The organism is Rhodanobacter sp. G1, from assembly GCF_055397855.1.
In genome coordinates this window covers 1,048,970-1,072,439 of record NZ_AP039674.1, presented here as the reverse complement: position 1 = coordinate 1,072,439, position 23,470 = coordinate 1,048,970, and the positions used below count along the sequence as shown (strand labels likewise).

The window sequence follows — 23,470 nt, the reverse complement described above, 5'->3', positions numbered from 1 at the left end:
CCACTATCCTCCAGAAGAAGTTGATTTTGGCCGACGCGGCATCAGCGCCGCGTTTCGGCCTCCAGACGCTCGACGAAGGCGGCCAGCGACATGCTGCCCAGGTCTTCGCCCGAACGGGTACGCACGGAAACCGCCCCGGACTCCTTCTCGCGATCACCGACGACAAGCAGGTAGGGCACTTTCTGCAACGTATGCTCGCGGATTTTATAACCGACTTTCTCGTTGCGCAAATCGGCCTCGACCCGGAAACCTTTGTCGACAAGGGCTTGCGTCACTTCGCGAACGTAATCGGCCTGCGCGTCGGTGATGCTGAACACCATCGCCTGCACCGGCGCCAGCCACGGCGGCAGCAGGCCGGCATGGTGCTCGATCAGGATGCCGATGAAGCGCTCCATCGAGCCCACGATGGCCCGGTGCAGCATCACCGGGTGCTGGCGCTGGCTGTGCTCGTCCACGTACTCGGCGCCAAGGCGCTCGGGCATCATGAAGTCCACCTGCATGGTGCCGACCTGCCAGGCGCGGCCGATCGAGTCCTTCATGTGGTACTCGATCTTGGGGCCGTAGAAGGCGCCCTCGCCCGGCAGCTCCTCCCACTCCACGCCGGCGGCGCGCAGCGCGGAACGCAGCGCCGCCTCGGCCTTGTCCCACACGTCCTCGGAACCGATGCGCTTGTCCGGGCGCAGCGCGATCTTCAGCGCGATGTTGTCGAAGCCGAAGTCCGCGTAGACCTGCATCGCCTGCCGGTGGAAGGCGGTGACCTCCGGCTCGATCTGCTCGGGCGTGCAGAAGATGTGGCCGTCGTCCTGGGTGAAGGCGCGCACGCGCATGATGCCGTGCAGGGCGCCGGACGGCTCGTTGCGGTGGCAGCCGCCGAATTCGCCGTAGCGGATCGGCAGGTCGCGGTAGCTGTGCAGGCCGGTGTTGAACACCTGGATGTGGCCAGGACAGTTCATCGGCTTCAGCGCGAACACGTGCTTCTCCGACTCGGTGAAGAACATGTTCTCCTGGTAGTTGTCCCAATGGCCGGACTTCTTCCACAGCGCCACGTCCAGCACCTGCGGGCAGCGCACCTCCTGGTAGCCGCTCTTCCTGTACACGCCGCGCATGTACTGCTCCACCTGCTGCCAGATCGCCCAGCCGCGCGGGTGCCAGAACACCATGCCCGGGCCTTCCTCCTGCTGGTGGAACAGGTCGAGCGCCTTGCCGATCTTGCGGTGGTCGCGCTTCTCGGCCTCTTCCAACTGGTGCAAGTAGGCCTTGAGATCCTTGTCGTTGAGCCAGGCCGTGCCGTAGATGCGCGTGAGCATCGCGTTGCTGGAATCGCCGCGCCAGTACGCGCCGGCCACCTTCATCAGCTTGAACGCGCGCAGCCTGCCCGTGTTGGGCACGTGCGGGCCGCGGCACAGGTCGGTGAACTCGCCCTGCGAATAGAGCGACAACTGTTCGCCGGCGGGAATCGACTCGATGATCTCCGCCTTGTACGCCTCGCCCAGGCCGCGGAAAAACGCCACCGCCTCGTCGCGCGACTTCACGCTGCGCGTCACCGGCAACTGCTCGGCCACGATCTTGTGCATCTCAGCCTCGATCTTCGGCAGATCCTCGGGCGTGAACGGGCGCTCGTAGGCGAAGTCGTAGTAGAAGCCATTGTCGATCACCGGGCCGATGGTGACCTGCGCGCCCGGATACAGCCGCTGCACCGCCTGCCCCATCAGGTGCGCGGTGGAATGGCGCAGGATCTCCAGCGCCTCGGGGCTCTTCTCGGTGACGATCTCGAGGCTGGCATCGTGCTCGATGGGGAAGCTGGCGTCCACCAGCTTGCCGTCCACCTTGCCGGCGAGGGTGGCTTTGGCCAGGCCGGCGCCGATGGAGGCGGCCACGTCCTGCACGGACACGGGGTGGTCGAACGGGCGCTTGCTGCCGTCGGGTAGCGTGATCTCGATCATGGGAAAACGGATGCTCCGGAAACGAAAAAGGACGCCGCAGCGTCCTTTCGACAAGGTAGGGCTCGGCGGAAATTCAACGTGGGCGATGGGTAGTGGACATGTCGCACGCTCGGCCGGCGCTTGCGCGCGGGCCACCTTGTCGCTGGAAATAGTGTCGAAAACGTAGTCTAGCGCCACCCGCGCCGTCAATCGAGCCATGGTCGCGCCGGCTACAATGCCACCCTCCCCGCGAAGGAACGAAGCCATGCGCATCCTCGTCACCGGCACCGCCGGCTTCATCGGCGCCGCCCTGGCCGAGCGCCTGCTGGCGCGCGGCGACGAAGTGCTGGGCATCGACAACCACAACGACTACTACGACCCGGCGCTGAAGGAAGCGCGCCTCGCCCGCTTCGCCGACCATGCCGGCTACACCCACCGCCGCGCCGACCTGGCCGACGCCGCCGCGGTGAACGACGCCTTTGCCAGCTTCAGGCCGCAGCGCGTGGCGAACCTGGCCGCGCAGGCCGGCGTGCGCTACTCGCTGAAGAACCCGCAGGCCTACGTGCAGAGCAACCTGGTCGGCTTCGGCAACATCCTCGAAGCCTGCCGCCGCGGCGGCGTCGAGCACCTGGTCTACGCCTCGTCCAGCTCGGTCTACGGCGCCAACCGCAAGCTGCCGTTCGCGGTGGAGGACGCGGTGGATCATCCGGTGAGCCTGTACGCCGCCACCAAGAAGGCCAACGAGCTGATGGCGCACAGCTACAGCCACCTGTACGGCCTGCCCACCACCGGCCTGCGCTTCTTCACCGTGTACGGGCCGTGGGGCCGGCCGGACATGTCGCCCATGCTGTTCGCCGACCGCATCAGCCGCGGCGAAGCCATCGACGTGTTCAACTTCGGCAACCACAGCCGCGACTTCACCTATGTCGACGACATCGTGGAGGGCGTGATCCGCACGCTCGACCATCCGGCCGCTCCCGATCCGGCCTACGACGCGCAATCGCCGAACCCCGGCACCTCGAACGCGCCCTGGCGCGTCTACAACATCGGCAACGACCAGCCGGTGCAGCTGCTGCGCTTCATCGAACTGCTGGAGCAGCACCTGGGACGCACGGTGGAAAAGAACCTGCTGCCAATGCAGCCGGGCGACGTGCCCGACACCTGGGCCGACGTGTCGGCGCTGCGACGCGACGTGGGCTACGCGCCGGACACCTCCATCGAGGACGGCGTGGCGCGCTTCGTGGCGTGGTACCGCGATTATTTCAAGCGGTAACGCACCGACGCTCAGAACGGCTTGGCCAGCACCAGGAAGATCACGCCCAGCAGCAGCAGCACCGGCAACTCGTTGAGCCAGCGCAAGGCCTTCGACGAAGGCAGCGCGCCGCCCTTCTCGCAGCGCTTGAGCATCCGCCCCGCCCACACGAAGTAGGCCAGCAGCAAGGCCACCAGGGTCAGCTTGGCGTCGATCCAGTGCATGCCCGCCGCCACGTTCGGCAACGTCGACGGCCACAGCCGCCAGCCCTGCCACAACGTCAGGCCGAACAGGAAGGCGATGCCGAACATGTTGTGGCCGAACTTGTACAGCCGCCGCCCCATCAGCAACAGCCGCGCCTTCACCGCCGGCTCGTCGCCGGCCTCGGCCAGGTTCACCAGGATGCGCGGCAGGTAGAACACCGTGGCCATCCAGGCGATCACGAACAGCACGTGGAAGGACTTGATCCAGAGGTAGACCATCGCGACGCTCCAGCCGGAAAAAGAAACGGCGCGAACCGAGGTTCGCGCCGTCGCATGGTATCTGGTGGGCGGTACAAGGATCGAACTTGTGACCCCTACCATGTCAAGGTAGTGCTCTACCGCTGAGCTAACCGCCCGATTCGCGTGACTGCAGGCCGCGCGAGCCGCGCAGTATAGGCGACTTGCCGCGACGCCACAACTGCTCGCTGCCAGGGCACCTCAGCGCAAGGCCTGCTCGCGCAGCTGGTGGATCTGGTCACGCAGCTTGGCCGCCGCCTCGAACTCCAGGTTCTGGGCGTGCTTGTACATCTGCGCCTCCAGCTTCTTGATCGCGGCGGCTGCCTTGGCCGGATCCATCGCTTCGTAGCCGGCCGGCGACTCGGCCACGGCGGCGGCACGCTGGCGTCCCTTGCCGCCGCGGCCACGCGGCGATTCGCTGCGCGCGCCTTCCATGATGTCGGCGATGCGCCGTTCCACCGTCCTGGGCGTGATGCCGTGCGCCTCGTTGTAGGCGAGCTGCTTCTCGCGGCGGCGCGCGGTCTCGTCCATCGCCGCCCGCATCGAACGGGTGACCTCATCGGCGTAGAGGATGGCCTTGCCGCGCACGTTGCGGGCGGCACGGCCGATGGTCTGGATCAGCGAGCCGGTGGAGCGCAGAAAACCTTCCTTGTCGGCGTCGAGCACCGCCACCAGCGACACCTCGGGCATGTCCAGGCCCTCGCGCAGCAGGTTGATGCCCACCAGCACGTCGAACTCACCAAGGCGCAGGTCGCGGATGATCTCGCTGCGCTCCACCGTCTCGATGTCCGAGTGCAGGTAGCGCACCTTCACGCCGTGCTCGGAGAGGTATTCGGTGAGGTTCTCGGCCATGCGCTTGGTCAGCGTGGTGACCAGCACGCGGTCGCCCATCGCGATGCGCTTGTTGGCCTCGCCCAGCAGGTCGTCCACCTGGGTACGCACCGGGCGCACTTCCACCTCGGGATCGACCAGGCCGGTGGGGCGCACCACCAGTTCGACGATGGCGTCGCCGGACTTCTGCAGCTCGTACTCGCGCGGCGTGGCGGAGACGTAGATCGCGCGCGGCACCCGCGCCTCCCATTCCTCGAAACGCAGCGGACGGTTGTCCAGCGCGGACGGCAGGCGGAAGCCGAACTCCACCAGGGTCTCCTTGCGCGAGCGGTCGCCCTTGTACATCGCGCCGACCTGCGGCACGGTGACGTGCGATTCGTCCACCACCAGCAGGCCGTCGGCAGGCAGGTAGTCGAACAGCGTGGGCGGCGGCTCGCCGGGGGCGCGCCGGGAAAGGTGGCGCGAGTAGTTCTCGATGCCCTGGCAGTAGCCCACCTCGGCCATCATCTCCACGTCGTAGCGGGTGCGCTGATCCAGCCGCTGCGCCTCGACCAGCTTGTTGTCACGGTACAGCACTTCCAGCCGCTCCTTCAGCTCGTCCTTGACGGTGTCGATCGCGTTGAGCACGCTCTCGCGCGTGGAGGCGTAGTGCGTGCGCGGGTAGACCGTGTAGCGCGGCACCTTGCGCACGGTCTCGCCGGTGAGCGGATCGAACAGCGCCAGCCCTTCCACCTCGCCATCGAACAGCTCGATGCGCAGCGCCTCGGTTTCCGACTCCGCCGGAAACACGTCGATGATCTCGCCGCGCACGCGGTAGGTGCCGCGGCGCAATTCCATCTCGTTGCGGGTGTACTGCAGCTCGGTGAGCTGGCGGATCAGCTGGCGCTGATCGATGCGCTCGCCCTTGGCGAGGATCAGGCGCAGGCTGAGGTAATCCTCCGGGTTGCCCAGGCCGTAGATCGCCGACACCGTGGCCACGATGATCGCGTCGCGCCGCGACAGCAGCGCCTTGGTCGCGGCCAGCCGCATCTGCTCGATGTGGTCGTTGATCGAAGCGTCCTTCTCGATGAAGGTGTCCGACGCCACCACGTAGGCTTCCGGCTGGTAGTAGTCGTAGTAGCTGACGAAGTACTCCACCGCGTTGTTCGGGAAGAACTCGCGGAACTCGCCGTACAACTGCGCCGCCAGCGTCTTGTTCGGCGCCATCACGATGGTGGGCCGCTGCACCTGCTGGATCACGTTGGCGATGGTGTAGGTCTTGCCCGAGCCGGTGACGCCCAGCAGGGTCTGCGCGGCCAGGCCCGCCTCGAAGCCCTCGCTGAGGCGGCGAATCGCCTCGGGCTGGTCGCCGGCGGGCTGGTAGGGTGCGACGAGTTCAAAACGGTCGGTCATGACGGACAAGATGCGGGCGGATGCGCGCATTCTAAATCGCCGCTGCTGACAGCCCCTGTCAGCAGAACCCGACGCGACAGCCCGCCGACAGACGGCAGGCCGCGCGGAGGCGCCTTCCTAGCATGGCCGCTCCGTCCGGGCAGGAGCGCGTCATGGCGATGCGGCAGGCTGGCAGGCAACGCGGCGTCACGCTGGTCGAACAGATCATGGTCATCGCCATCCTCGGCGTGCTCGCGGCCATCGCCATGCCGCCGCTGGCGCGCATGCTCCAGCGCAACCGCGTGCAAGTCGCCCAGGCGGATTTCATCGCCGCCCTGCAGCACGCGCGCGGCGTCGCCATCACCGCCGGAAAATCCACCCTGCTCTGCCCCAGCCGCGATGGTGCGCAGTGCAGCGGCGGAACACGCTGGGAATCCGGCTGGCTGATCGGCCACGACCAGGATCGCAACGGCCAGCCCGATGCAGGCGCGCTGCGAACGCAGCCCAGCTACGCTGGCGTCACCATTATCGGCGACAGCGGCCGCCCGCTGGTTCGTTTCCGCGCCGACGGTAGCGCACCCGGCACGACCAACACCTTGCGCATCTGCGCTCGCGGCCACTCGGAACAGGCGCTTGTCGTGGTGATCTCCAACTCGGGCCGCGTCCGCGGCGCCAGTGCCAATGCCGCGGAAGCCGCCAAATGCGCGTCCGCGCAATGAAGGGGCGCCCCCGACATCGGCGCCGCTTCCGCAGGCGCCGGCGCCCTGCAAGAATCGGCGCACCAACAACGGGAGCCATGCATGGAAACCAGCTTCAAACGTTCCGCTGCATTCCAGGGAGGCAGCAAGCGCACGATCTGGCTGGTCGTCGCCGTCATGATCCTGATGTCGCTGTGGTCGAGCATCGTCACCATCGGCCCCGGCAACCGCGGCGTGCTGATGACCTTCGGTGCGGTGCACCAGGGCGTGCTGACTCCTGGCCTGCACTTCAAGCTGCCGTTCGTGCAGTCGGTCAAGCAGATGAACGTGCAGATCCAGAAGTCGCAGACCACCGAAACGGCCGCGAGCCGCGACCTGCAGAACGTCTCCACCGAGGTCGCCGTGAACTGGGCGATCAACCCCGTCGACGCGGAATGGGTGTACCAGCGCCTCGGCGACGAATCCGAGCTCACCAGCAAGGTGATCGCACCGGTGGTGTCGAACGCGGTGAAGGCCGTGGCCGCCCGATACAACGCCGAGGATCTGATCGAAAGCCGCGACAAGGTGGCCACCGAGATCCAGCAGCAGATCGTGACGGCGCTGAACCGGTACAAAGTGCAGGTGCAGGGCGTGAACATCACCAACTTCCAGTTCAGCCACGCCTACACCGAAGCCATCGAACAGAAGCAGGTTGCCCAGCAGCGCGCGTTGCAGGCCACCTACGACCTCCAGCGCACCAAGATCCAGGCGGAACAGGAGGTCGCGCAGGCACAGGGCCAGGCAGAGGCGCAGAAACTCCTGCAGCAGACCATCACGCCGCAGATCATCCAGCTGAAGGCCGTGGAGAAATGGAACGGCGTGCTGCCGCAGGTGGTGGGCGGCAACGGCACGCTGCCGATGATCGGGCCGATCAGCCCGGCGTCCAAAACCGGAGCAACGGCCGACTGAGAGCCTCTCGACACATGCAATGCACCGCAGCGACTGGGGTGCGCCAATCGACGCGCCCCGGCCACGGTTCGAGTCCAACTTCGGGCGCCAGTTCAGAGGGTCTGCAGCGATGCAGGCCCTTTTTGTTGCCCAACATCGCCCAGTCTTTCCTAGACATCCCAGGGCCCGGGATGGACTGTTCCTCGGGGTCGTTCACTGCACGCCCCTCCGGGCCAGATTGAAGCCCCCCTAAACTCTCGCGAGCATTCCCCGATTAGTCATTTTTGATCGGGCAGCCGGAGTGGCCTGCCTGCCATGGGATTGGACGGGGACAGCACGATGGTGGCAGTGATCAGCGGTAACGGCCTGGGCCTGGGCAACACGTCGCAGCGCACCGTGGGCGGCCAAGGGGGGCCCGCTGTCCTGGGCCAGGGCGGCGCGGCCAACGACGTCAACATCGCCACCGGGAACCTGATCCTGCAAGGGGCGGACGAAGGGCTGCTGTTCGATGGCCTGTCCCTATCGGCGGTACGCACCTACAACAGCCTGGGCCAGTTGAACGGTTCGGACGGCTGGAGCTACGGATTCAGCCGCAGCGTGGGCAGCCTGACCGGCACCCTCGACACCGCCGGCAGCACGGTGACCCGCACCGACGACGACGGCTCGGCGGTCACCTACGCCTACGACGCCAGCCAGGGCGTGTACGTCAGCCAGGGACAAAGCGGTGCGCAGGACACGCTGCGCTGGGATGCCGCGACGTCGACCTGGACGTGGAGCGATGCCGCCGACCAGCGCCAGGAAACCTACACCGCCGCGGGCCAGCTCGCGACGCTGAGCGACCTGGCCAATGGCGCCAGCTACCGCTTCGACTACGACGACGGCCAGCTCAGCCGGGTCGTGGCCGGCGACGGCGACACCCTGCTGTTCGGCTACGACGCCCAGCAGCGGCTGATCAGCCTGTCGATCCAGGAAGTGCCGCCGGGCCAGACGGCCGCGGTGACCCGGCAGACCGTCAGCTACGGCTACGACAGCCAGGGGCGCTTGAGTACGGTTACCATCGCGCTGGCCTCCGACACCGACAGCAGCACCGCGAGCTACGCCACCACCTACACCTACGACGGCAGCAGCGACCGGGTGGCCTCGGTCACCCAGGGCGACGGCACGGTGGTGAGCTACACCTACACCGAAGACGCGGCCGGGGTGTACCAGGTCACCGGCATCACCACCGGCAGTGGCGCCGCCGCCCAGGCGCTCACGCTGAGCTACGGCACCGGCAGCACCACCGTCACCGACGGCCTGGGCAACGCCACGACATACCAGTACGACGCGGCCGGCCACCTCACGGCGGTGATGGCCCCGGCCGTCAATGGCGTGTCGCCTACCACCACCTACACCTACGACAGCCAGGGCAATGTCCTGACGATGACCGACCCGGACGGGGCGGTCACCACCTACGCCTACGATGCCAACGGCAACCGGCTCAGTGTGGTCGACGGCGCCGGACACACGGTGGGCACCACCTACGATGCGCAGGATCAGGTCACCAGCCAGACCGTCTACACGGTGCCGGCCCAGGGCACGCCCGGCGAACCCGGCTACGTGGCGCCCAGCGGTGCGCAGACCGCCTACTACGTCTACACCGCCAGCGGGCAATTGGCCTATGCCATCGACCCGCTGGGTAACGTCACCGAGTACGACTACACGACCACGGCCGGTGGGCTGAGCGAGCTGGCCTCAGTGCGCCACTACCTGGGCGCGAGCTACCCCCTGGGCGGCCTCTCGCCGAGCGCGCTGCCGACCCTGGCGCAACTGCAGGCCTGGGCAGCCAGCAGCCCGGTGCAGGCCACCTTGGGCCAGACCACGCGCACGGACTACAGCTACGACGTACGCGGCCAGTTGGCCACGCAGACCCAGTACGACACGGTCGATGCCGAGGGCAACGGCGTGCTGACGAACGGGACGGTGATCACCACCACGACCTATGACGCACGGGGGCGGTTGCTGCTGACGGGGACGGCGACGGGAGCGGATCGCGGCACGGTGCAGGCGACCCGTTACGCCTACGACGGGCGGGGGCGCGTGATCAGCCAGACCGATCCATTGGGCAACGTGACCAGCTACGTCTACACCGACAGTGCCGGCACGATCGCCATCACCCAGGCCAACGGGCTGACGACGACGCAGGCGTACAACAGCGCGGGGCAACTGGTCAGCAGCGTGCAGTCGGCGGCGGGCCAAACCAGTCGCACCACGACGCACCTTTACAACGCTGCTGGCGAACCGATCGTCACGATCGATCCGGCGGGCAACGCCACCTACACCTTCTACGACGCCGACGGACGGATTGCCGGCACGGTGGATGCGACCGGAGCGGTCGTCGCCTACACCTACGATGCCGACGGCCGGGTCATCGGCACCACGCAGTACGCCACGTCGGTCAATACGGCGAGCTGGATCAGCGGCGGTGCGCTCACCGCCAGCTTCCCCGCGAGCCTGCCGGTACCCGCCAGCACGGCCAGCGACCGCACGACGACTACGGTCTATGACGCGGCGGGCGAAGCCGTCGCCACGATCGACCCGGAAGGCCATGTCACGACGACGACCTACGACGGCACCGGCCGTGTGACGTCGACCACGCAGTACGCCACGGCGCTGACGGCGGCGCAGCGCACGGCGTTGGGCAGCGCGCCGACCCTGGCCACGCTGCAGGCCGACCTGACGCCCAGCAGCAGCGATCGCACCACGCGCACTCTCCATGATGCCGATGGCCGCGTCGTCGCCGTCGTCGATCCCGACGGCTATGCCTCCGTCACGGCCTATGACGCCGCCGGAAACGCAGTATCGACCCATGCCTATGCCACTGCCCTGACGGCGGCACAGCGCAACGCGCTCGGCAATGCGCCAAGCCTGGCCGCCTTGCAGGCGGATCTGACCGCCAATGCCAGCGACCAGGTCACCTTGGCCTACTACGACGGTGATGGCCGCCCGGTGGCGCAGGTGGATGCGGATGGCTACCTTACCGTCACGGTCTACGACGAAACCACGCGCACCACGACGACCACGCGCTATGCCGCGGCGTTGACCTCCGGGCAGTTGTCCGCGCTGACCGGAACGGAAAGTGTGGCGGCGCTGGTAGGCCTGCTGGGCACCCAGACGGCCCACGAGCAAAGCAGCGTCACCGTGGATGCCGACGGCCGGACGCTCGCGTCCACGGCAACGGACGGCACGATCACCGCTTATGCGTACAACGCCGCAGGCCAGGTGCTGAGCACCACGGTCACGCCGTCCAGCGGCCAGGGGGCGGCGCGCAGGACAAGCGCCACCTACGATGCGTTCGGGGACGCGCTGACCTCGACCGATGCTGCCGGCGCGACCACGACCTACGGCTACAACGCGCTGGGTCAGCGCATCACCTCGACCGATGCCCTGGGCAACACGACCTGGTATGTCTATGACGCCGACGGTCGCGTGAACTGGGTCGTCACCGGCCTCGCCGACAGCGCGGGCCATGCCAATGCGCTGGGCGATTTCAAGAAAATCACGTACAACGCCTTCGGCCAGGTACAAAAGACCGTCAGCTACGCCACTCCTCTCAGCCTGGCCTCGCTCGACCTGACGACGGCCACGCCGGCACAGGTCGGCCAGGCCGTATCCGCGGTGGCCAACCCCGCGATCGACGATGCGCAGATCTACCAGTACACCCTGGACGGCCAGGTCGCGAACGTCAGTGATGGCCTCGGGTACGCCAAGGCGTACCAGTACGATGCGTTCGGCGATGCCCTGCAAGTCCAGCAGCAGCTGAGCCAGCCGGGCAACGCGCCGAGCGCCGCCAACAGCACGCTCATCCAGTACACCTACGACAACCGCGGCGACCGGCTGAGCGAAACCGACGGCATCGGCACGTCCGCCGCACGCAGCACGAGCGACACCTACGACGCCTTTGGCCGCGTGACGAGCGCCACGGATGCCGATGGCCACACGATCACCTACAGCTACGACAACCTGGGCCGGCAGGTGTCGACCCGACAGACGGTGGGCGGCGCGACGCGCACGGACGTGACGACGTACGACGCCTTCGGGCGTGTGGTGACTCGTACCGATGCACTGGGCAACGTCACCAGCTACCAGTACGACGTGGCGAACCACAAGACCATCGTCACCACGCCCGACGGCGTGACGATGACGACGGTCAAGGATGCCTTCGGCGATACGGTCAGCGTGACCGACGGCGCCGGCGACACCACGACGTACACCTACGACGCCGACGGGCGCCTGCTTACCACCACCGACGCGCTGGGCAACACCGGCACGAACCGGTACGACGCCGACGGCGACCTGATCCAGGCCACCGATGCCACCGGCCACGTGATCGCCTACACGTACAACGCCAGCGGCAAGGTGCTGACCCGGACAGTGGATCCGGCGGGCCTCGACCTCGCCACCACGTACAGCTACGACGGCCGGGGCCAGTTGCTCAGCATCACCGATCCGGCCGGATCGACGACCACCTACACCTACGACGCCGCCGGCAACACCCTGAGCCAGGTGGTCGATGCCGGCGGCCTTGCCCTCACCACGACGTACACCTACGACGGAGCCGGCAAGACCCTCACGACGACCGTCGGCGCCGGCACCAGCGCGGCGCGCACCACGCAGTACGTCTACGACAACCTCGAGCGGCTCAGCCAGACGATCGTCGATCCCAGCGGGTTGAAGCTCACCACCGGCTACACCTACGACGCCAACGGCAACCTCGCCAGCGTCACCGACGCCAACGGCAACACCACCCGCTACGTCTACGACGAGGCCAACGAGAAGGTCTTCACGATCGATCCCACCGGCGCCGTCACACAGAACTGGTACGACGCCGATGGCCGACTGACCCAGACCCGCGGTTATGCCACGGCGCTCACGGCCGCCCAACTGACCAGCCTGGGCGCCACGCCGACCAGCACGCAGGTGGCCGCGCTGGTCACTGCGAGCAACGTCGACAGCTTCCGCCAGACGGCCTACAACGCCGAAGGGCTCGCGATCTACGAACTCGATGGCGTGGGTCTGCACGTCACGCAGATGAGCTACGACGCTGCCGGGCGCCTGGTTGCGACCACGCGTTACGCCACCCTCCTGAGTTCGGCCCCCGCGGGAACCTCGCCGACAGTTGCCTCGATCGCCGCGCTGGTCAAGGCATCGGCCCAGGACGAAACCACCCTCACCACCTACGACGCCGACGGCCGCGCATGTTTTACCGTGCAGACCAATACCGTCAACGGCCAGCTCGTCGGCATCGTCAGCGAGCAACGCTACGATGCAGCGGGCCGGGTCATCGCCACGCTCGCCTACGGCACGACGATACCGCTGAGCACCGGCCAGCCCCTGACGTCGCAGGTGAGCACGCAGGGCCTGGCGCAGATGCTGGCCACGGCACCGAACCACCTCTCGCAATCGGTGTACGACAGCGCCGGCCGCCTGCGCTACAGCATCGACACCACAAGCCACGTCACCGAGACGCAGTACGACGCGGACGGGCGGGTGACCGCCCAGTTGGCCTACGCCAACCCGATCGTGCTGCCAGCCAGCCTGAGCGTGGCCAGCGTCGCAGCCGAAGTGGCCGCCGCCGGCACCACCGGCGCGCGCATCCAGACCACCGCCTACGACGCCGCCGGCCGCGTGCTCACCACCGGCGACGCGTTGGGCGTCAATGCCACCTACACCTACGACGCCACCGGCCTGCAATTGACCCGGGCCGATCGCGACGGCCACGTCACCACCTACACGTACGACAAGGCAGGCCGCACGACGCTGGAACAATCGCCATCGGTCAACGTTGGTAGCTGGTCGAGTACGGGGGCCTTCCAGCAGGGCACGGCCTATCTCTACACCAGCTATGCCTACGACGGCGTCGGCAACGTCACCGCGATCGGCAAAGGCAGCGGCGCAGACGCAGCGCATATCACCGTCCTGAGCACCACCACCTACGCCTACGACGCCGCAAACCACCAGATCCAGACCACCTATCCGGGCGGCGCCAGCACGCACGTCCAATACGACGCCCTGGGCCGGGCCGTCGCCGACCAGGATGCCAACGGTCATTGGCAATACATCGCCTACACCAGCATGGGCTGGCCGGCCTATCGCATCGATGCCAATGGCTACGTGACCGCCACGGGCTACGACGCCTTCGGCAACGTCACCTCCGTAACGCGCTACGCCACGGCGCTGAACACCGCAGCCATCAGCGGCTGGAGCGCGGGCCAGCCACTCAGCCTGGCCCAGATCCAGGCCGGCCTGGTGACCTCTGCCAGCGACCGCACGGTTACCACCACCTACGACCAGCGCAACCAGAAAATCCAGGTTCAGCAGTCGGCCATCAGTTACACGCCGACCATGGGGCCCCTGGCCGGCGGATGGGTCACCGGGACACCAACCACCACCTACACCTATGACGCCTATGGCAATCTGACCAGCACCGCCGTGCTGATCCAGGACGCTCAGACCACCAACGGAACCACCATTCCTGCGGTGTGGGCCACCACCTATACCTACTACGACGTCCTCAACCGCGCAGTCATGGTCGTCGCACCGGCCGGGCAGTACACCTCTCCGCAAGGTTACGTCACCACCACGGCCTACAACGCCTTCGGCGACGTGACGTCCACCACGCAGTACGCCCAAGCGACCAGCACCAGCAGCATCAACACCACCACGCCACCGGCCCTGCCCGGGGCCGCGACCGCCGCCAGCGGCGCCAACCGGGTCGCCACCTATACCTACGACACCATCGGCCGCAAGGTCGGCGAAACCGACACCGGCAGCTACAACTACACCGGCGGTACCGTGGGGCAGCTCAATGGTACGGTCGGTCTTGCCTCGGCCAGCAGCGTCACTACGCTCGCCTACGATGGCGAAAACCATGTCACCTCGGTGACGGTCAACGGCGCCACCACCACGACTACCTACGACGCGCTGGGCCGCGTGCTCACGGTCACGGCACCGGCACGTCCGGCGTTGGTGAGCAATTGGCAGACCTTGCTGGAACAAAACCCCACCTGGGATCTCACCACTGCCGCGCTGTACACCACGGCCAGCCCGCTCACGTACTACATCTACGACGCGCTGGGCAACACGCTCAACACCACGACGCAGGCCGGTGGCCTCGCCGAGCAGACCTGGGCTTGGTACGACGCGCGAGGGAATCAAATCCAGACGCAAGACGCCGATGGCATCGAGCACTACGCCAGCTACGACGCCAATGGCAACGTGCTCAGCCAGAGCTACACGCTCACCGGCAACACCGGCAACAGCACGGTCACCAGCACCTATACCTACGACGCGGACAACCAGCAGTTGACCACCGCCGTGCAGCGCAACGGCCAAAGCGGTTACGACCAATACGTGCGGGTGCAGTACAACGCCTTCGGCGAAGTCGCGGCCAAGGGCGACAATGCCGGCTATGAGGCTACCTATACCTACAACACTGCCGGCCAATTGGCGTATGCGCCCGACCCCACCACAGCGGCATACCACAACTACGGTTATGACCTGGCCGGCCACTTGATGGTGGATGGTCATCAAGTCACCGGCAGCCCCACCGACTACGTATGGACGTCCAACGTACTCGACCTGGCCGGCCGCACGCTGTACCAGAGCAGCGCCAGTAGCACCAGCGCCACCGGCGAGAAGTCCACTTCTGTCCACTACACCTACGATCGTTGGGGCAACACCACCGCCGTCACTGACAACAATGGCAACGTCACCACCCTCCAGTACGACAGCCAGAACCACCTGATCCAGCAACTGGAGCCCAACGCCCTGGTCGTCTCGGCGACCGGCACGCGCGCGTGGAATACGCCGAGCAAGGAGTGGTACTACAACGTCGACGGCCAGCTCATGGGGGCCACCGACGAAAACGGCCACTCGTCGTGGAACGGCTACGACGCAGGCGGCAACCTCGCCCTGTCGCAGGATGCGGTGGGCAACGACACCTATGTCGCCTACGACGCGCTGGGGCGCGCAGTGGCGCGGCAGACGCCTCCGGCCAACACCGCCATCGGCCCGGTCGCCCACATTACCTACACGGCCTACGACAATCTCAACCGGGTCGTCGCCCAGGGCGACTTCCAGCTCAATGCCGCCGGTACCGCGCGCACCCTGCAGGCGCAGCAGACCTACGTGCTCAACAGCAACGGCGATCGCATCCAGGTCACCGACGCGCTAGGCAATGCCTCCTACTACGACTACGACAGCCAGCATCGCGTGCTGCGCAGCCAGACCCCGATCCAGCATGCCAACGGCTGGGCCGAAACCTTCACCTACGACGCCAACGGCAACAAGACCGGCGACACCACCGCCGACGGCGACCACCAGTCCTGGGTCTACGACTACTTCGGGCGGGTGCAGTCGCACGTGGATCTCAGCGGCGCTACCACCACCTACACCTACGATGCCAACTCCGGCCTGCTCACCACGGTGACCAGCAATTGGACACCCGCCGGCCAAACCAACCCCGGCTACCTGGACGCGGGCCTGGACGGCAGCAGCACGCAAGCCTACAGCTACGAAGCCGACGGCCAGATCGCGCAGCTCACCCAGGCCGTCAACGGCACGGTCGTGGGCAGCGACACCTACCGGTACGACGCCAACGGCAACACCGTCAGCGACACGCACACGGGCGTCGACGGCGCCGGCCAGACGCTGGATCAGACCACGCTGATCCAGTACGACAGCCACAACCGCCTGAGCGTGGTCGCGACCCAGGACACCGCCACCGGCGCCACCACCTCGCGCGAGGCCATCAACTACGATGCCGCCGGCAACCGCCGCGCCATATTCGTACAGAGCGCCTACGGGCCGAACTCCAGCGCCATCGGCGGCAACGGCGGCGCGCCCACGGCCGCGGCGATCGCCGCGCAGACCGCCACGCCGGGCCAAATCTGGAATTTCGGCGTCGGCGGCGATTTCACCGACAACGTCGGCTTCGGCTTGACCTATGCGGCGAGCCAGTCCGACGGCAGCGCCCTGCCGTCGTGGCTGAGCTTCAATCCGGCCAGCGGCAACTTCAGCGGCACGCCGACCGCTTCCGGCAGTTGGGCCGTCACGGTCACCGCCACCGACGTCAACGGCCAGAGCGTCAGCACCACGTTCTCCATCACCGTTCCGGTAGTGGCCCCCGTGTTCGCTGCCGGCGCCGCCAACCAGACCGGCAGCGTGCATACCCCGCTGAGCTTTGCCGTTCCTGCGGCCATCGACAGCAACGGCTATGCCGTCACCTACAGCGCAAGCTATTACAACGGCTCCGCCTGGACCAGCACGCTGCCATCCTGGCTGAGCTTCAATGCCGGCACGCTCACCTTCACCGGCACGCCGCCGGCCGGCAGCATCGGCAACTACAGCCTGCGGGTGACGGCTACCGCCGCCAACGGCGGCGGCAGCGCGTCGGAATCCTTCACCCTTGCCGTGGCCCCCACGCCACCGTCCTACGCCGGCGGCGTGAACAACCAGACCACCTTTGGCGGACGGGCCTTCAGCTTCGCCTTCGCCACCAGCGACTTCAGCGAAGCGGACGGCGACGCCCTCAGCTTCAGCGCCGGTACCTACACCATCGTCAACGGCGTGGAAGCCGACAGTGCCCTGCCGAGCTGGATGAGCTTCGACGCCGGCACGCTCACCTTCAGCGGCACGCCACCCACCAGCGCCGTGGGCCAGAGCTTCACTCTTTATCTGCGTGGCACCAATCCCCAGGGCCAATCGGCCCAGGCCATCTTTACCGTCAGCGTGGCCCAGTACGTGCAGCCGGCGCCGGTGTACCACGGCACCCTAGCCAACCAGACCGGCGTCATCGGCGGCTCGTCGCTGAACCTCGCGCTGCCCTCGGGTGCCTTCACCGAACCCGATGGCGGCGCACTGACCTACAGTGCGATGGTGCTGGTGCCGGATCATGAGCTGGACTACCCGGTGAACGGCGGCACCGACACCAGCAGCCGCGACGTGCCGGCGCACTGGGTGGACTTGAGCAATGTGGGCCTGGGCATCAACGCCGCCACGGGCGCGATCACCGGCGTGCCGACCACCCTGAGCTACCAGACCTCCAGCGTGGGCAGCGGCACCTACCAGAACGACAGCAGCTACCAGATCGAGATCGTCGCCACGAACGGCCAGGCCGGTTCGGTCGCCGGCACCTTCACGCTGACCAACAGCTTCGCGCCGCCCGCGCTGGCCAATCCGCTGGCCAACCCTTCGGTGAAGCCGCAATCGGGCCTGCTGGCTGTCGTGCAGGCCAACACCTTCAGCGATCCCTACGGGCACGGCCTGACCTACAGCGCCACGCTCGCCAACGGCAGCGCGCTGCCCAGCGGCCTGTCGTGGAGCGGCACAGGCATCAACGTGGGCACGGTCGCCGCGGGCAGCTATGCGATCAAGGTGACGGCCACGGATGGACTGGGGCACACCGGCAGCACCACGTTCACCCTGACCGTGGGCACCGCCTTGCCGGCCTTCACCGGCAGCCCGGCCAACCAGAGCGGCAGCGTGCACGGCGCCCTGAGCTTCACCGTACCGGGCGCCACGGACGCCAACGGCGCGGCCATCACCTACAGCGCCAGCTATTACAACGGCTCCGCCTGGACTGGCACGCTGCCGTCATGGCTGAGCTTCAACGCCGCCACACTCACCTTCAACGGTACGCCGCCGGCCGGCAGCATCGGCAGCTACAGCCTGCAGGTGACGGCCACCGCCGCCAACGGCGGCGGCAGCGTCTCGGAATCCTTCACCCTGACCGTGGCCCCCACGCCGCCGTCCTACGTCGGCGGGGTGGGCAACCAGACCACCTACGGCGGGCGCTCCTTCAGCTTCGCCTTCGCCGCCGGCGACTTCAGCGAAGCGGACGGCGATGCGTTGACCTTCAGCGCCGGCTCGTACACCACCAGCGGCAGCACGGAAACCGACAGTGCGCTGCCGAGCTGGATGAGCTTCAACGCCGGCACGCTCACCTTCAGCGGCACGCCGCCCACCAGCGCGGTGGGGCAGAGCTTCACCCTGTACGTGAAGGCCACCAACCCCCAGGGGCAGACGGCCGAGGCCCATTTCACCGTCACGGTGGCGCAGTACGTGCAGCCGGCGCCGGTGTACCACGGCACCCTGGCCAACCAGACCGGTGTCATCGACGGTTCGTCGCTGAACCTCGCGCTGCCCTCGGGCGCCTTCACCGAGCCCGATGGCGGCGCATTGACCTACAGTGCGATGGTGCTGGTGCCGGATCACCAACTGGACTACCCGGTGAACGGCGGCACCGACACCAGCAGCCGCGACGTACCGGCGCACTGGGTGGACTTGAGCAGCGTGGGCCTGAGCATCAACGCCGCCACGGGCGCGATCACCGGCGTGCCGACCACCCTGAGCTACCAGACCTCCAGCGTGGGCAGCGGCTCCTACCAGAACGACAGCAGCTACCAGATCGAGATCATCGCCACGAACGGCCAGGCCGGTTCGGTCGCCGGCACCTTCACGCTGACCAACGACTTCGCGCCGCCGGCCCCGCAGCAGGCGCTGTCCAACGTGTCGGCCAACCCGGGGCAAGGCTGGGTGGCCGTCGTGCAGGGCACCACCTTCAGCGATCCCTACGGCCACGGCCTGACCTATACGGCCACGCTGTCCAGCGGGGCGGCCTTGCCGAGCGGCCTGACGTGGAGCGGCACGTCGCTCGACGTGGGCGCGGTGACGGCGGGGAGCTACACGATCAAGGTCACGGCGACGGACGGGCTGGGCCATGCGGGCAGCGCGGCCTTCACGGTGACCGTGGCCAACGAGGCGCCGGTGCTCGGCGCCCTGGCGAACCAGACGGCGGCCAGCGGTGTCGCGATGACCGCCTACGTGGCGCCGGCAGCCACCGACCCCAACGGCGACGCGATCACCTACCGCGCCACGGGCCTGCCGGCGGGGATCGCTTTCGACCCTGCCACGCGCACGTTCAGCGGCACGCCCACGGCCACCGGCACCTCGACCATCACCTACACGGCCACCGACAGCCAGGGGGCCTCCACCTCGGCCACCTTCACGCTCACGGTGAGTGCGCCGGTCGACCAGCCCCCGGTGTACCACGGCGGCGTGCCGTCGGAGGTGGACTTCTACTACGGGCGATCCAACAGCTGGGCGCCGCCCGCGGGGGCCTTCACCAACCCGACCGGGCGCGCGTTGACGTATGCGCTGTCCGGGTCGTACCCCGCGACGGTGACCTTCAACAGTACGACCGGCATGCTGAGCACGGCCGCGCTGCCCAAGATCAAGAACGACCACAACTACGGAACGATGGTGCTGACGGCCACCGATCCGGTGGACGGCAAGTCGGTGAGCGTGAGCTTCGACCTCTACTTCGTGGGCACGGGCGGCGGCACCCAGGCCGTGCGGCTGCAAACCCAGGTGCGCACGGCGGCCACCGTCCAGGCAGCCGCCGCGCCGGCACCGGCGCCGGACATCCAGAGCTACTGGTTCACCTACGACGCGGACAACCGGGTGGTGGTGAACAACGGCGCGCTGCAGGACGGCCAGATCGTGGTGACGGCGGGCAGCTACGCGGATCCGTCCTACGCGAACCAGTACGACGCGGCGGGCAACGTGGCCTCCCGCACCACCGTGAACGCCAGCACCTACACCACCGGCGTACTGGCCCACCAGAAAACCTACGCGGCCGGCGACGTGATGAGCCAGCGCCTGGTGTACGACACGCGCAACGAACTGACCGAGAGCGACTACGCGATCGACCTGACCCAGCACGAGGGCAGCCTGGGCGCGCAGGATCACGATACCTACGACGCGGACGGCCACCGGCTGAGCGACAACACCTACCTGCGCAGCGACGCGGAGCAGGCGGTATACGGCACCACCGACCTGCCGAAGGGGTGGGTCTACGTGCCCACCGGCGGCTGGCTGGCGACGGGTGAGGTCAGCGGCTACGACGCCGACGGCCAGGTCACCGCGCAGGTGAGCTACCGCGCTCCCGACCGCGACTGGCTGGCCATCGCCAACCGCTACGCCAACGACGGCACGCTGCCCGACGGCGGCCAGGACGCGGTGCCCAGCCTGAGCAGCGACGGCCCGCTGGCCGTAGGCTCGGTCACCGACTACACGGCGTTCGACCATGCAGGGAACGTGACGGCGTACAGCTACACGCAGAACCCGGCGCCGGGCACGAGCACGGGCGGCTTCGGGGCGAGCTACACGGTGAGCTACCTGAAGAAGGACGGCTACCTGGAGCAGTCGACGAGCGGCACGCCGTCGGTGTCCGGCTACGTGCCGGCGACGGAGACGAGCGACTACGATGCGTTCGGGCAGCGCATCGCGGTGGCGCAGACGAGCCAGGACAACAGCGGCGCGGCGCAGAACACGGTGCGGGTGTACGGCTACGACGGCGACGGGGAGATCCTGACGCAGCGCAAGGGCACGGTGAGCGGGGGCACGTTCAGCGGCACGGGCGGCAACGCGAGCGACCACTACGTGTACGCGAACGGCCAGGCGCTGAGCACGCTGGACGAGGCGGGCGACATCGGCGGCCCGGGATCCAGCACGGACTTCACCAGCGGCGAGCCGGGCCAGTACGTGGTGCAGCAGGGCGACACGCTGGCCGGGATCGCGCAGGCGCAATACGGCGACAGCCAGTACGGCTACCTGATCGCGCAGGCGAACGGGCTGGCGAACGGTGACGCGGATCTGGTGGCGGGCCAGGCCCTGACGATCCCGACGGTGCGCACGGAGGCGAACACGGCCAACACGTTCAAGCCGTACGACCCGGGCCGGATCGTGGGCAGCACCACGCCCAACCTGCCGGCGGTACCACCGCCGCCGCCGAGCAGCGCGGGGTGCAACCCCATCGTGGAAATCGTGGTGATCGTGGTGGTGATCATCGCCACGATCTACACCGCGGGAGCGGCGGCGGAGGGGTTTGCCGGCGCGGGTGCGGGTGCCGGTGGAGCCGCGGCAGGCGGGGCCGCCGCGGGCGGTGCAGCGGCCGGTGGTGCGGCTGCAGGAGGCGCGGCAGCGGCGGGTACCGCCGCCGCGGCAGGTACTGCGGCGGCGTCCACCACCTTTGCGGCCGGTGCCAGCGTGCTGGCAGGCGGCAGTGCCGGACTCGGGCTCACCACGGGCGAAATAATCGCCTCGGCGGCGATCGGCGGGGCCGTAGGCAACGCGGCCGGCCAACTGGCGGCCGATGCGCTGGGCGTGAGCAGCGGGTTCTCATTCGGCCAGATGCTGTCGGCGGGGCTGGGCGCCGGGCTCACCGCTGGCGTGGGCGGAGCACTCAGCGCGACCGGGGGCGAGTTCTCGGTACTGGCGGACGGCAATGGCAACCTGCGTCCGCTGGGCGCAGCGGCGTTCGGCGCGGGCAACTATGCGGCCAGCGTGGCGGCCAACAAGGTCACCGGGCAGGCGGAGCATTTCAGCTGGGCGGGGGTGGTGGCGGCGGCGGTGGCCTCGGGTGTCACGAGTGCAGCGAACCTGAAGGGCGAACCGCTGCAACGGATCGGCGCGGCCACCGATAGCAGCTTCGTCCAGAACGTGGCCGGCGGGCTGCTCTCCGGCGGCCTCGACCGCGAGACCTCGCAGTGGCTCGGCGACGATCACGTGCAAGGCTGGCAGCAGATCGGCGAGGATGCGTTCGGCAATGCGCTGGGCAATGCCATCGTGCCATCGACGAAGCCGACGCAAAACCGAGGCAGTTACGATCCGAACAACCCGCTGGCGACATACAACGCCGAGGGTTTCCAGGCCGACGCGGCCTGGGATCAGGCGGCGTCGGATTACCTGGACACCACACCCCGTGTAGCGGCGGTCGGCGACGATGCTTTCCGCACCGGCATCTACGGGTTGCCGGGCGATACGACCGGCACCATCGACGGCATCCAGCCCATCGGCCTGGATGGCTACACGGCCATGCTCGAAACCAATGCGGACGGCACGCCCTACCTGCTGAACGGAGACACCGTCTCCGACGAGAGCCCGGTGACGGTGACGGCCACGGTGCCCGATGGATTGGTCGGGAGTCTGGATACGTCGCTGACGATACCGAACCTGGTGCCCGACACCCTGCCCGCGATCCCGCCGGTGGATGCGGCGGCAGGCACCGACGGCGGATGGAGCTTCCCCGGCAGCGATTCGGTGATGAACCAGCTGCGGATACAGGAAATGGATCTGATGCCGGGCAGCGCGAAGGACACGCAAGTGCTGCGGCAGATGGTGGTGCAAGGGTACGCCAGCAGCAACCCGCTCGACGTCGCCGCCGCGCAACAGGCAGGCATGCGGCTACAGATGCAGGAGAACCAGCAGGAACTGGCGGCCAACGGGGGCCGCCCGTGGCCGACCATGCAGGATGCAACGCCTTCATTGCTTGCCTTGCAAGCTCAGCAGCGGCAGTTGAACGGCTTGGGCATCATCTTGATGGGAATGAATTTGCCGGCCTTGGTGGGCGGCGGCCGGGCAGATGTTGCGGAAATACCGGTATCATCGACGCCATTGGAGCCGGTGTCGTTGTCAATAGCGACGCCCGGCGCGAATATGCCGCCGGAGGTGGTTGTTCCAAGCAATGTAGATTTGCCACCTCAGCAACTTGGTAGCCCCTACTTTGTTCGAATAAACCCAGCCACTGGCAGCGGGCCGATGGCGATTGATAGCACCACTTTTACTAGTGGAACTCAGACGCTCAATGGGGGTATCCGAAATGCAAGACAGTTCTGGTCACAATGGTCGGACGCTTACCCGGAGACCTTGAGTGATGCCAACGTTGCGCGGATTCAGATGGGGCAATCGCCGATAGTGGATGACACATGGATCAGTGAATTCCCGGAACACGCCGACTACAGCGGTGAAACGCTTATTCATCATCATCTAGACTATGGCCCTGATGCGATTCCGCTACCTGGCTCAGTGCATAGTCAACAACCAGGTTGGGGTATTTGGCATCCCAACCACGCAGGACAGTGAGTA

The 23,470-nt window shown here is 67.5% G+C and carries 7 protein-coding genes and 1 tRNA gene; 4 read left to right on the top strand and 4 right to left on the bottom strand.

Annotated elements, in window-relative coordinates:
* Positions 1-41: 41 nt before the first annotated feature.
* Positions 42-1,943 carry a threonine--tRNA ligase gene (gene thrS / locus ACZ5Z2_RS04740; RefSeq protein ID WP_464760811.1) on the bottom strand — a complete coding sequence of 634 codons (1,902 nt, stop codon included), beginning with the start codon at positions 1,941-1,943 and terminating at the stop codon, positions 42-44.
* A gap of 244 nt (positions 1,944-2,187) precedes the next feature.
* Here thrS and ACZ5Z2_RS04735 point away from each other — a divergent pair, with 244 nt between their 5' ends.
* Positions 2,188-3,195, top strand: coding sequence for an NAD-dependent epimerase (locus ACZ5Z2_RS04735; RefSeq protein WP_464760810.1), 1,008 nt, complete (start codon positions 2,188-2,190; stop codon positions 3,193-3,195).
* 11 nt (positions 3,196-3,206) lie between these two features.
* Here ACZ5Z2_RS04735 and ACZ5Z2_RS04730 read toward each other — a convergent pair whose 3' ends face one another.
* The 3 genes from ACZ5Z2_RS04730 to uvrB all read right to left on the bottom strand — a co-directional run bounded on the left by ACZ5Z2_RS04730 (position 3,207) and on the right by uvrB (position 5,897).
* Positions 3,207-3,656, bottom strand: coding sequence for a CopD family protein (locus ACZ5Z2_RS04730; RefSeq protein WP_464760809.1), 450 nt, complete (start codon positions 3,654-3,656; stop codon positions 3,207-3,209).
* 62 nt (positions 3,657-3,718) lie between these two features.
* A tRNA-Val gene (locus ACZ5Z2_RS04725) sits at positions 3,719-3,793 on the bottom strand.
* Between the two features lie 82 nt (positions 3,794-3,875).
* Positions 3,876-5,897 carry an excinuclease ABC subunit UvrB gene (gene uvrB / locus ACZ5Z2_RS04720; protein ID WP_464760808.1) on the bottom strand — a complete coding sequence of 674 codons (2,022 nt, stop codon included), beginning with the start codon at positions 5,895-5,897 and terminating at the stop codon, positions 3,876-3,878.
* Positions 5,898-6,049: 152 nt separating this feature from the next.
* On the opposite strand from uvrB, the gene ACZ5Z2_RS04715 reads away from it, so the two are divergent.
* From ACZ5Z2_RS04715 to ACZ5Z2_RS04705, 3 genes are all read left to right on the top strand, one after another.
* On the top strand, positions 6,050-6,595 hold the full coding sequence (locus ACZ5Z2_RS04715; RefSeq protein WP_464760807.1) for a GspH/FimT family pseudopilin: 546 nt from the start codon (positions 6,050-6,052) through the stop codon (positions 6,593-6,595).
* 81 nt (positions 6,596-6,676) lie between these two features.
* Positions 6,677-7,522 carry a prohibitin family protein gene (locus ACZ5Z2_RS04710; protein WP_464760806.1) on the top strand — a complete coding sequence of 282 codons (846 nt, stop codon included), beginning with the start codon at positions 6,677-6,679 and terminating at the stop codon, positions 7,520-7,522.
* Between the two features lie 318 nt (positions 7,523-7,840).
* Positions 7,841-23,467, top strand: a complete 15,627-nt coding sequence (locus ACZ5Z2_RS04705) for a putative Ig domain-containing protein (protein WP_464760805.1) — start codon at positions 7,841-7,843, stop codon at positions 23,465-23,467.
* Positions 23,468-23,470: the final 3 nt, after the last annotated feature.